Source organism: Kribbella sp. NBC_00709 (assembly GCF_036226565.1).
Classification (GTDB): Bacteria; Actinomycetota; Actinomycetes; order Propionibacteriales; family Kribbellaceae; genus Kribbella.
The window spans coordinates 1961921-1973175 of record NZ_CP108996.1 but is presented as its reverse complement, the minus strand read 5'-3'; the positions used below and the strand labels follow the sequence as shown (position 1 = coordinate 1973175).

Genomic DNA, 11255 nt, shown 5'->3' with positions numbered 1-11255 from the left:
TCATTTATCAAGATCTTAGATTAGCGTGGGACTGTCGAGAGAGGGCAAAGGAGCCTGGGATGAACAACGTCTACACGCACGGACATCACGAGTCGGTCCTGCGATCGCACAGCTGGCGCACCGCGGAGAACTCGGCCGGCTATCTGCTGGCGCACCTGCGGCCCGGGATGTCGTTGCTCGACGTCGGCGCCGGACCCGGCACGATCACCGCCGACCTGGCCCGCCTGGTCGAGCCCGGCCGGACGACGGCACTCGAAGCCAACGAGGCCGCCCTCGACATCACCAGGGCGACGTTCGCCGACCTGGACCTCGACGTGGACTTCGTCGCCGGCGACGTCCACGCGCTGGATCTGCCGGACGACACGTACGACGTCGTGCACGCGCACCAGGTCCTGCAGCATGTGGCGGATCCGGTGCAGGCATTGCGCGAGATGCGCCGGGTCTGCAAGCCGGGTGGGATCGTCGCGGTTCGTGACTCGGACTACCACGGCTTCGTTTGGTATCCGGAGCTGCCGGAGCTGGACGAGTGGATGGCGCTCTACCAGCGGATGGCCCGCGCCAACGGCGGCGAACCCGACGCCGGCCGGCGCCTACTGTCCTGGGCGCTGGCGGCCGGCTTCGAGGACGTCGAGGCGACCACGTCGACCTGGTCCTTCACGAATGCCGAGGACCGCGCCTTCTGGGGCGGCATGTGGGCAGACCGCATCCTCAAGTCCGCGTTGGCCGACCAGGCCCGCACCGCCGGCGTACCGGACCAGCGGCTCGAAGCGATCTCCCAAGCCTGGCAAACCTGGACCACTACACCCGACGCCACCGTCTCCATCCTGCACGGCGAACTGATCTGCACCGCCTGACCTCCGCCACTTTGCTGGGTCAGCCAGGGCATTTGCTGGGTCAGCCAGCCAAATGGGGGCTTACTGACCCATATCCAGGGTGTAGAACCCCTCATTGCACTGGCTGACCCAGCAAATTCGCTGGCATACCCACCAAATGTGGGTCGCTGGGGGAGTCAGGTGTGGGTTGCGCGGCCGCGCTGGCGAGAGATCTCGTACAGGACTGCGGTTGCGGCGTTGGCGGCGTTGAGGGAGCTGGCTGAGCCGGTGATAGGGATGCGGACCAGGTGGTCGGCGGCCTCTTTCCAGGCTGTGCTCAGGCCGGCGGTCTCGTTGCCGATCAGCAGCAGGACCGGCTGGGTGAAGTCGAAGTCGTAGACGTCGATGGTCCCGTGCTCATCGGTGCCGACGACAACGATCGGCACCGGTGAACGGCGTACCCAGTCGAGGACCTCGCGGTGGGATGCAGCGCGGACGGCGGGAACCGCGAACAGCGAACCCGTCGTCGCGCGGACCGCCTTCGGGTCGTACACATCGGCCGCGTGCCCGGTGACGATCAGCCCGTCGGCGCCGAACGCGTCCGCGGACCGGATGATCGACCCGATGTTCCCCGGCCCGGTCGGCCGGTCGAACACGACGCCGAGGAACTCCGGCCCGACCGGGATCCGGTCGAGGTCGTCAGCAGGCAGCTCGAGTACGGCGATGAGCTCGGGATCCTCCTTCTCGCCGAGCTCGGCCAGCAACTCCGGGGCCATCGCGACCCGTTCGACGTCGGGCAGCCGTTGCAGCAACTCGGACGCCCATTTCGACAGCGGCCGGGACGCGTCCGTGATCACCGTCCGCACCGGCCAACCGTTGTCTACGGCAACAGAAATCGGCCGGACGCCCTGGACCAGGAACTCACCGGCCCGCTGTCGCTTGGTCCGGTTGGTGAGCGACGCCTGCCAAACCTGGAACCGGGCGTTCCGCGACGAGATCCGTTGCATCCAGCCACCCTAATGTGCACGCCTCCGTCTTCTACCCCGGTGTCTGAGGCGGAGCGCGCCCCAGAGGATCAGCGCGGGTAGCCAGAGCGCCAGTAGCCAGGGCAGTCGCCACCAGCCGGAACCGCCGGCGAGCTTCGGCTGCTCGGGGGCGACCAACGGCCGGGCGGACGCGGACCAGGCGAGGAATGCGTCGCCGATCGGCACGGCGCCGAACGCGTACCGCTTGGTCTTCAGCCCGGTGAACGGCAGCCCGACCAGCTCGCCTTCCCCGGCGAGCCGGTCCGCGAGCGGGTCGTGGTGCACCCGCGCCGCGCCCATCGCGACAACGGTCGCGGACAGGCTCATCCCGAGGACCAGCGGCCCGGAGTCGACGTCGCCCGTGCCGCCGGTGCCCTTCGGGTACTCCCGGACGCCGGCCCCGGTGACGAACTTGTCCTTGAAGATCTCGTACTGCGTTCGCGCGAACGTCGGATCGATGTCGACCAGGAAACGCTGGATCATCGCCTGCGACGAGCCACGCGCACCGGACACCTGCGGCGCCACCTGGTGCGGAAACAGACCGGTCGCCGGGTCCAGCTTGGTCTTCGCCGCCGTCACCCAGTTCCGCGCGATCTGACCGAACCGCGGCGCGACCAGGGCGTCGTACTGGCGGAGCGAGGCGATCGCGACGACCGAGTCGACCGGCCAGGCCTGACCTGGGTACGACGCCAGGAACGGTGTCTTCGCGGTCCGGAACGCGGTGGCGAGCTCGACCGACTCGCTCGTGAACGTGTCGCGGTCGGCGGCATCGGAGTGACCGAGTGCGATCAGGCCGCCGCGCAACCAGTTCGTCCACCCTGCGTAGAACACGCCGTACTGCGGTTGCAGCGAACCGTCGAACGGAGACGTCCCGTCCGTGCCGGCGAGGCGGTCGAGGGACCAGCGGACTTCCGCGGTCGCGTCGGCGGATCGCGCCGGGTCGTCGAGGCCGACCTGGACCCAGCTGAGTCCGTACAGGACGTTGAGGAAGAAATATCCCTCCGGAAACTGTTTCTGCGCGGCGTGGTCCGCTCCGCCGTCGATCTCGGCGCGCAGGAACGCCAATTGCTTGACCACGCCACCGGTGGGATCAAGGACTAGACGCGCGGTGCCCACCCCCGCCACCAGGGTGGCGATCACCGCTACGCCGATCAGGAGCTTGCGCAGCACCCGAACCAATCTAGAGCCCGTTCGGCGGCTACCGGGCGTCGCGAGGGTGACGTTCAGGTGCCGGAGGCAGGTGCCCGAGTCAAGTGCCCGAGTCAGGTGGCGGGGTCAGGTGCCCAGGGTCGATTCGCGGGTGATCAGGCGGGTGGGGAGCTCCATCGGGCCGGGGTGGGTGGAGCCGGCGATGGCATCGAGGAGCAGGTTGGCGGTGCGGCGGCCGAGCTCCTCGAGCTCCATGTCGACCGTCGTGAGCGGCGGCCTGCTCGCGAGCGCCATCACCGACCAGTTGTCGTAGCCGGTGACCGCAATGTCGCCCGGGACCGAGCGGCCCAGCTCGCGCAGGCGGTCGCAGACACCGCGCGCGATCTGGTCGCTTCCGCAGGCGATCGCGTCCACAGTGGGCTCTGTCCGGAGCAGTACGTCGACCGCGTGCCGGCCCCACCGCTCGCTCCACTCGCCGTGCAGCGGCTCGCCGGCGAACGCGTCGCCCGCGGCCTCGATGGTGGCGGCGGCGCGGATCCGTGCGCTGTGGTGGGTGTCCGGGCCGGTGACGTGCGCGATCTTCGAGCGACCGAGCGACAGCAGGTGCCGCACGGCCGAGCCGACCCCGCCGTGGTCGTCGACGATGACCGAGGTATCGCGCGGATCGGTCGACGGGCTGAACGCGTACACGACCGGGATCGGCACGTCGATCGGCGCCCGCGGCTCGGTCCGGCGGCCGGTCACGATGATGCCATCCACCCGCCTCGACACCAGCGACTTCAGGTAGTGCTGTTCGCGGAGCGGGTCGTCGCGGGTGTCGCACAGCACGAGCGCCATCTCGCCGGCGCTCAGTGTGTCCTCGGCGCCGAGCATGATCGGGATGCTGAACCGGCCGGAGCTGTCCGTGGTGATCAGCCCGACGGTGAAGCTACGCCCGGAGGACAAGGCCCGGCCGCGGCTGTCCGGCATGAACCCGAGCTGCTCGGCGGCCCGCCGGACCCGCGCGCGGGTCTCCTCGCGGAGCTGGCCGGTGTCGTTGAGTGCCTTCGACGCCGTGCTCGCGGAGACGCCGGCCAGCGCGGCAACGTCCCTGATTCCGGGCGTGCGAATGATCCGTGACGCCATCGGCCGCTCCTTTCCGGCAGTTTCCCCGAAGTTTCCGGAACAGTACCGCACGGATGCCGATCTGCTCCGAAGTTATCCACAGCCAAGGGTTGACCGCGCCGATTCCGTTCTCTACCTTCATGCAGGAAAACGTGTTCCGGATTTTCCTAAAGACTCGGTCCTAGTTCAGGAGTCACGCGATATGAGCGCAGCCCCCCGCAGTCCGGCCGCCACGACCCGGGGGCGCCGTCGCCCCCTCGGCCTCGGCCAGGCCACGATCACCGGCGGCTTCTGGGCGCCGCGGCAGACCCGCAACGGTCTCGACGCGATCCCCAGCGGCCAGGACCAGCTCGAGAAGGCCGGCAACCTGCAGAACCTCCGCCTGGCCGCGGGTATCGGCGAGGGTGAGGCGATCGGCCCGGTCTTCGCCGACTCCGATGTGTACAAGTGGCTCGAGGCCGCCGCCTGGGAGTACGGACGCAACCCGGACGACGACCTGCTCAAGCGCATCCGCGATCTGACCGCGGTGGTCGCGGCGGCACAGCGCGAGGACGGGTACCTCGACTCGGTCGTCCAGCTCCGGTACGGCGACGAGGGTCGCTACCAGCAACTCGTCTGGAGTCACGAGCACTACTGCGCCGGCCACCTCATCCAGGCCGCCGTCGCTCAGGTCCGTTGCACCGGCGACCACGCTCTGCTCGACGTCGCGACCAAGCTCGCCGACCATCTGGTCGCGACGTTCGGCGACGGCAAGACCGTTGACGTCGACGGCCATCCGGTGATCGAGATGGCCCTGGTCGAGCTTTATCGAGAAACCGGTACGGCGGCGTACCTCGACCTGGCCAAGTGGTTCGTCGACGCGCGCGGTCACGGGATCATCGAGAACCACGGCCACTCGCCGGCGTACTTCTCCGACCGCGTCCCGGTCCGCGAGGCGACCTCGGTCGAGGGGCATTCGGTCCGCGCGGTCTACCTGGCCGCGGGCGCGACCGATGTCGCGCTGGAGACCGACGATGCGGAGCTGCTCGAGGCGCTGAAGCGGCAGTTCGACCACATGTGGTCGACCAAGACCTACGTCACCGGCGGGCTGGGCGCGCGCTGGGAGGGTGAGGCGTTCGGCGACGAGTACGAGCTGCCGGCGGACCGCGCGTACGCCGAGACGTGTGCGGCGATTGGCGGGATCCAGTGGGCCTGGCGGATGCTGCTCGCGACGGGCGAGGCGTCGTACGCCGATGCGATCGAGCGGATGCTTTACAACGGATTCCTCGCGGGTGTGTCGCTGGCCGGCACGGAGTACTTCTACGTGAATCCGTTGCAGTTGCGTGGCGCGGCGTACCCGGACAATGGGCGGAGCCCGGCGCACGGACGGCGTGGCTGGTTCGACTGCGCGTGCTGCCCGCCGAACATCATGCGCACCCTGTCCAGTCTCGATGGCTACCTCGCCACGACGACGGACGACGCGATCCAGATCCACCAGTACGCGACCGGTGTGATCGGCGACCTACAGGTGGAAACCGCCTACCCCTGGGACGGCACGGTCCGGATCACGGCTCCGAAACGAACTGTTGTCGAGCTCCGCATTCCGGGCTGGGCGGAGGGAGCCACGGTGAACGGTGACCAGGTTGCTGCGGGTGGGTATGCCCGGGTGGAGGCTTCCGAGATCGAACTGGTTCTGCCGCTCACACCGCGAGTAGTAGGTGCAGATCCACGCATCGATGCCGTCCGCGGGTGTGTTGCTCTGGAGCGTGGGCCGCTCGTCTATGCGGTCGAGCAGGCCGACAACCAGGCGAATGTCGACGACCTGCATCTGTTGCCTGAGGCACCCACCGCTGAGGCGTCGCACCTGCTGGACGGCGTGACCGTTCTGAGAGCCAACGGACGTATCGGGACGGGACATCAGCCTGGCTGGTCGTTCGCCACCGATGCCGGTGACTCGACTGGTGACCAGGTCGAGGTGGTGGCGGTTCCGTACTACGCGTGGGCGAACCGGGAGATCGGTGCCATGCGCGTCTGGCTGCCCAGGGCCTGATCATGGTCACCCGTCGCCAGTTCCTCGGCCTCGCGGCCGGTGCGACCACGGCAGGTCTGCTTCCGGGCTGTAGCTCGGTCCTGCCCGAACCCGACGTCCAGGCGGCGGGTTTCGGGCAGGAAGCCACCGGCACCGTGCAGGTGTGGTGCCGGTCGGCGACGCAGACCGGTCTGACCGACCTGGTGAAGAAGTTCAACGCGTCCCAGGACCGGCTCACCGTCGAGCTGACGCCGGTCCTGGACGCGCAGTACGTGACCAAGCTGGCCACTGCGATCCGCGGCCGGAGCGTGCCGGACCTGGTCGACATCGACGACATCAACTCGATGCTGTTCATCTACCGCGACGCGTTCACCGACCTGACCGATCCGCTCGCTGCCTTGGATTTCCGGGACAAGCTCAGCCCCGGCCACCTGCGGCTCGCGACCAAGGACGAGCGGGTGTACGGCGTTCCGTACCTCGCGGACAACTCGATGTTCTGGTTCAACACCGAGCTGTGCGACCGCGCCGGCGTCGATCCGGACGACGCGGTGAAGTCGTTCGACAACCTGCTCGCCGCGGCGCGGAAATTGCGGAAACTCGGCGACGACATCTACGCCTGGAGCTTTCCGGCGAACAGCCCGGGCGCCCTCGGGTTCGTCGTACAGCCGATGGTCTGGGCCGCGGACACCGACCTGATCCAGGGCACGATCGGCAGCCAGTCCGGGCACATCGTCGGGAACGACGTGGTGCAGCGGATGCTCGAGCTGCACCGCCAGCTGTGGGTGGACGGTTTGGTGCCGAGGGCAAACTTCTCCGACGACGCGTCCCGGTGGGGCAGCGACTTCCGGGCCGGCAAGATCGGGATCTTCCCGTCCAACTACAGCGTGGTCGTGTCCGCGTCGGACGACGCGTTCCACAAGAAGGTCACGCCGCGGCTGCTGTCCGGGCCGGACGGCGGTGCGGCGTTCTTCGACGGCGGCGACAACATGTGTATCCCACGCGGCGCGCGCAATGCATCGGGGGCGTGGGAGTTCGTGCGGTTCGCGCTGGACCTGCCGCAACAGATCGACCTGCCGGCCGGTGGGTACACGCCGGTGCGGTCCGATGCGCGGACCCCGGAATTCGCGGAGAAGTACCCGCTGGCGACGCTGCCGCTGGAACGCATCCAGGAGGGCTACGCCCCGACCACGCTGTCCTACAACCTCCTCTACAACCAGCCGGACGGACCGTGGCTGCAGATGTTCCGCCGCGCCGTGTTCGACGGCGAACTGGAGGCCGCCATGAAGGAAGCCCAGCAGAACTACGACCGCATCCTTCGCCAGGGGCAAGCATGAGCACGCCGAGGTCTTTGACGCATCCGGGGCGAACCGGACTATTGCTGGTCACCCCCGCGGTTCTCTTCGTCGGCGTCTTCGTGCTCGTGCCGTTGGGGTTCGCGTTGGTGATCTCGCTGACGAACTGGCCGCTGATCGGCTCGGTGAAGTTCAGCGGGCTGAAGAACTACACCGCGATCGTGTCCGACGCGGCGTTCGCCAAGTCCGTCCTCTACACGCTCCTGTACACGGTCATCGTGACCGGGCCGATCCTGGTGCTCGGCTACGCGCTCGCGGTCCTGGTACGCCGTAAGCGCCGGGGCTCCACGTTGTTGCGAACGGTCTTCTTCCTGCCCTTCGTCGTCGGACTGTCCACGCTCAGCTTCGTCACGGTCCTGGAAGCGCAGCCGGAGAGCGGCGTGATCAACATCGTGCTGAAGAAGCTCGGCATCACCGACGGTACGACGGCCTGGCTGGTGGACGGGCCGCTCGCCACCGGACTGATCTGCGTGCTGGTCGTCTGGGCGGTCAGCGGGCTGACGATGATGCTGCTGATGGCCGGCATGCAGGCGATCCCCCGCGAGTACTACGAGTCCGCCGAACTGGACGGCGCCGGCTGGTGGAAGACGGAGCGGGAGATCACGATCCCGATCCTGCGGCGCACGATCGCGATGGCCGTGATCATCTCGGTGATCGGCTCGCTGCTCGCGTTCTCGCAGTTCTACATCCTGACCCGCGGCGGTCCGGGCACCGACACCACGACGGTGGTCCACTACATCTACAACCGGGCCTTCGTCCAGCTGCAGCTCGGCGCCGCGACCGCGCTGTCGATCGTGCTCGTGATCGTGGTCGGCCTCGTCACCGCGGCCCAGTTCCGGCTGCTCCGGGAGAAGGACTGACGATGAGACTCAAGAACACGTTCTACGTCATCGGCGGTGGCGGCGCCTTCCTGGTCTTCGCCGTACCGTTGCTGTGGGCCCTCTTCCGGTCGATGCAGCCGAACGACGTGATCGTCGCGGCCCCGAACGCATCCACGTTCTTCCACCTGACCTGGGGCAATTTCCGGACCCTGATCGAGGGGCCGGGCAACCTTGTCCGGGCCGTCGGCAACAGTCTGGTCGTTGCCCTGAGCACCGCCGTGCTGACGGCGTTGCTGGCGACCCTGGCCGGGTACGGGTTCGCGCGGTTCCGGTTCCGGAGCGCGCCGGTGCTGTTCGCGCTCGTGGTGGTGTCGATGATGATCCCGTTCCAGGCGATCCTGACCCCGCTGTACCTGGAGATGAACACGCTCCGACTGACGGACAGCCTGCTCGGGCTGGTGCTGTTCTACACCACGGTCAACCTGCCGTTCGGGGTGTTCGTGATGCGGAACTCGTTCGCTTCGGTTCCGGTCGAGCTGGAGGACTCCGCGCACGTCGACGGGTGCGGGACGATCCGCATGCTCGGGTCCGTCCTACGTCCTTTGATCACCCCAGGCGCCGCTACCGTCGCCCTCTACGCCTTCCTCGCGGCGTGGACGGAGTTCCTCGGTGCGCTCACCTTCCTCACCAAGGACGAGCTCTACACGCTCCCCGTCGCGCTCGTGAACGTCCAGGCCGGCGCGTACGGCGAAATCAACTTCGGCTCGCTCGTCGCGGGATCGGTGATCGCGATGATCCCCTGCGTAATCCTGTACGTAGGCCTCCAACGCTTCTACGTAACCGGCCTCGCCTCCGGAGCCGTCAAAGGCTAGGCCGATGTCGAGATCCCCGCCGAACTCGATGGGCGCCGCGTTTCTGGAGCGGTCGAGCGCTGACTTTGAGCACCGGTCAACCGTTTGCGCGGCTTCGAGTTGGTTGGTGGGTGCTCAAAGTCGGTGCGACGCCAGTGCGTCGAGGGGTACGGCGGGTTGGCGTGGGTTAGAGGGAGGGGCGGATCTCGTGGTCGGCGTGGGCGGTGGCGTGGGCCTCGCCGACCTGGCGGCAGAGGGCCATCAGGTCGGCCTCGTTCAGGACGTGCTGCTTGGCTTTCGGGCCCAGGTCGGTGATGTGGTCGCGGGCGCGGAGCAACCGCTGGAAGATTCGTTCGCGCTCGGCCGGGTCGTCGGTGTAGTCGGCGTCCAAGTAGGCGTTCGCGTCCCGGCGGATGTGGGCCATCGCGGTGACGGTTCGGCCGCGCGTACTGAACAGTGAGGCGAAGATCGTGATCAGCAGGACCACGAGGATGACGGCCAGGGACAGGCCGGTGCTGATCTCCATCACCTCGACGTGGTCGCCGCCGTTCACGAACGGCAGGTTGTTCTCGTGCAGCGCATGCAGGATCAGCTTGGCGCCGATGAACATCAGGATCGCGGCCAGTCCGAAGGACAGGTAGATCAGCCGATCCAGCAGGCCGTCGAGCAGGAAGAACAGTTGCCGCAGGCCGAGCAGGCTGAACGCGGTCGCGGTGAACACGACGTACACGTTCTGGGTCAGGCCGAAGATCGCCGGGATCGAGTCGAGCGCGAACATCAGGTCGGTGGCGCCGATCGCGACCATCACCAGCAGCATCGGCGTCAGCATCCGGCGGCCGTCGACCACGGTGGTCAACCGGTCCCCGTCGTACTCCTCGCTGGTGCGGAACAGCCGCCGGGCCAGCCGGACCACGATGTTCTGCGCCTGGTGCGATTCCTCCGTTTCCGGCTTGAGCATGTTGCCGGCGGTCAGCAGGAGCGCGATCCCGAACAGGTAGAACACCCAGGAAAACGTGTGCAGCAGCGCGGAGCCGGCGAAGATGAACGCCGCCCGGGCGATCAGGCTGACCACGATCCCGACCAGCAACACTTTCTGCTGGTTCTCCCGGGGCACCCGGAAACCGGTCATGATGATCAGGAACACGAACAGGTTGTCGACCGAGAGCGCCTTCTCCGTGACGTACCCGGCGAAGTACTCCGAACCCATCTCGGTGCCACCGATGACGAGCGCGCCGAGACCGAACAGGATCGCGATCCCGACGTACAACGTGGACCAGACCGCGGCCTCGCGCAGCGTCGGGACGTGCGCCGACCGGACGTGGAAGAAGTAGTCGAACAGCAGCAGGCCGACGATCGCCAGCAGCGTCAGCACCCAGACCAGCGGGGACACCGTCATGTCGTAACCCAACCATGGCCGCCGCGAGGGATTCCCGGGTTCCAGTGAATTTGCCTAAAAGGCATCTTTGCTCTTTGGGCAAGTTCTGCTACGGTCGAGTCATGGCCGAAGGGTTGCGGGAGCGGAAGAAGCAGGAGACGCGGATCGCGTTGAGCTGGGCGGCGGTCCGGCTCGCCGTCGAGCGCGGGTACGGCGCGGTGCGGATCGAGGACATCGCTGCGGAGGCCGGGGTCTCGCTGCGGACGTTCCGCAACTACTTCGACAGCAAGGCGGACGCAATCGCGGCGCGCGAGGTGGAGCGCAGCCTGAAGATCGCCGAGGAGTTGCGGGCGCGGCCCGCCGACGAGCCGCTGTGGGTGGCGATCCGGGCCGCGATCGAGGCCCATTTCGCGCTCGGCGAGGAGGGTCACGGCGCGCGGCGGCCACCGGACGAGCAGTGGCTCAACGGCATCCGGTTGATGATGACCGAGCCCGCCCTGCAGGGCGCGATCGCGCGGGCATACGCCCAGGTCGGCGAAGAACTGGCGGCCGCGATCGCCGACCGGACCGGGACCTCGGGGATGTATCCGCGGCTGGTGGCCGAGGTCGTCGGCGCCGCTCGCGCGGTCGTGATGCAGGAATGGCAACGGGCCGATCCGCCGCGGTCGATCGCCGACCTGCTGTCCGATGCGCTCGACCAGGTCGAAGCCGGCCTGCCAGTGCCTGAATAAACCACCTTCTTGACTCCCCCGGTCAGT

The 11255-nt window shown here is 67.8% G+C and carries 10 protein-coding genes; 6 read left to right on the top strand and 4 right to left on the bottom strand.

Going from position 1 to position 11255, the window contains the following annotated elements; all coding sequences use genetic code 11:
- The first annotated feature begins 59 nt into the window (after window positions 1-59).
- Window positions 60-854 (top strand): class I SAM-dependent methyltransferase, encoded by a 795-nt coding sequence (locus tag OHA18_RS09685; protein ID WP_329003572.1) that lies wholly within the window; start codon window positions 60-62, stop codon window positions 852-854.
- 155 nt (window positions 855-1009) lie between these two features.
- Here the strand turns inward: OHA18_RS09685 and OHA18_RS09680 are convergent, their stop codons facing one another.
- From OHA18_RS09680 to OHA18_RS09670, 3 genes are all read right to left on the bottom strand, one after another.
- A complete protein-coding gene (locus tag OHA18_RS09680; RefSeq protein WP_329003571.1) occupies window positions 1010-1819 on the bottom strand; it encodes a TrmH family RNA methyltransferase in 810 nt (269 codons plus the stop codon).
- A 9-nt stretch (window positions 1820-1828) separates the two neighbouring features.
- Complete coding sequence (locus OHA18_RS09675) at window positions 1829-3007, bottom strand: hypothetical protein (RefSeq protein ID WP_329003569.1); 1179 nt, start codon at window positions 3005-3007, stop codon at window positions 1829-1831.
- 105 nt (window positions 3008-3112) lie between these two features.
- Entirely contained in the window at window positions 3113-4111 is a 999-nt protein-coding gene (locus OHA18_RS09670) for a LacI family DNA-binding transcriptional regulator (protein WP_329003568.1), read from the bottom strand.
- Window positions 4112-4292: 181 nt separating this feature from the next.
- Here OHA18_RS09670 and OHA18_RS09665 point away from each other — a divergent pair, with 181 nt between their 5' ends.
- From OHA18_RS09665 to OHA18_RS09650, 4 genes are read left to right on the top strand one after another with little or no spacing between them, the layout of a single operon-like run.
- The gene (locus OHA18_RS09665) at window positions 4293-6119 is read left to right on the top strand and encodes a glycoside hydrolase family 127 protein (protein ID WP_329003567.1); all 1827 of its coding nucleotides are present in this window, start codon (window positions 4293-4295) and stop codon (window positions 6117-6119) included.
- Window positions 6068-7432, top strand: coding sequence for an extracellular solute-binding protein (locus OHA18_RS09660; protein WP_329003565.1), 1365 nt, complete (start codon window positions 6068-6070; stop codon window positions 7430-7432). The genes OHA18_RS09665 and OHA18_RS09660 overlap by 52 nt, the downstream gene beginning before the upstream one ends.
- Window positions 7429-8310: a carbohydrate ABC transporter permease gene (locus tag OHA18_RS09655; protein ID WP_329003563.1), complete on the top strand. Its 882-nt coding sequence runs from the start codon at window positions 7429-7431 to the stop codon at window positions 8308-8310. The genes OHA18_RS09660 and OHA18_RS09655 overlap by 4 nt, the downstream gene beginning before the upstream one ends.
- Window positions 8311-8312: 2 nt before the next feature.
- Window positions 8313-9143, top strand: coding sequence for a carbohydrate ABC transporter permease (locus tag OHA18_RS09650; RefSeq protein ID WP_329003562.1), 831 nt, complete (start codon window positions 8313-8315; stop codon window positions 9141-9143).
- 166 nt (window positions 9144-9309) lie between these two features.
- Here the strand turns inward: OHA18_RS09650 and OHA18_RS09645 are convergent, their stop codons facing one another.
- On the bottom strand, window positions 9310-10518 hold the full coding sequence (locus tag OHA18_RS09645; RefSeq protein WP_329003561.1) for a TerC family protein: 1209 nt from the start codon (window positions 10516-10518) through the stop codon (window positions 9310-9312).
- Between the two features lie 101 nt (window positions 10519-10619).
- Here OHA18_RS09645 and OHA18_RS09640 point away from each other — a divergent pair, with 101 nt between their 5' ends.
- A complete protein-coding gene (locus OHA18_RS09640) occupies window positions 10620-11228 on the top strand; it encodes an acyl-CoA-like ligand-binding transcription factor (RefSeq protein WP_329003560.1) in 609 nt (202 codons plus the stop codon).
- The last annotated feature ends 27 nt before the right edge of the window (window positions 11229-11255 follow it).

Coding starts and splice junctions, on each gene's coding strand:
- OHA18_RS09650 (WP_329003562.1), top strand. CDS start 8,313: ATGAGACTCAAGAACACGTTCTACGTCATCGGCGGTGGCGGCGCCTTC.
- OHA18_RS09680 (WP_329003571.1), bottom strand. CDS start 1,819: ATGCAACGGATCTCGTCGCGGAACGCCCGGTTCCAGGTTTGGCAGGCG.
- OHA18_RS09645 (WP_329003561.1), bottom strand. CDS start 10,518: ATGACGGTGTCCCCGCTGGTCTGGGTGCTGACGCTGCTGGCGATCGTC.
- OHA18_RS09640 (WP_329003560.1), top strand. CDS start 10,620: ATGGCCGAAGGGTTGCGGGAGCGGAAGAAGCAGGAGACGCGGATCGCG.
- OHA18_RS09655 (WP_329003563.1), top strand. CDS start 7,429: ATGAGCACGCCGAGGTCTTTGACGCATCCGGGGCGAACCGGACTATTG.
- OHA18_RS09670 (WP_329003568.1), bottom strand. CDS start 4,111: ATGGCGTCACGGATCATTCGCACGCCCGGAATCAGGGACGTTGCCGCG.
- OHA18_RS09685 (WP_329003572.1), top strand. CDS start 60: ATGAACAACGTCTACACGCACGGACATCACGAGTCGGTCCTGCGATCG.
- OHA18_RS09665 (WP_329003567.1), top strand. CDS start 4,293: ATGAGCGCAGCCCCCCGCAGTCCGGCCGCCACGACCCGGGGGCGCCGT.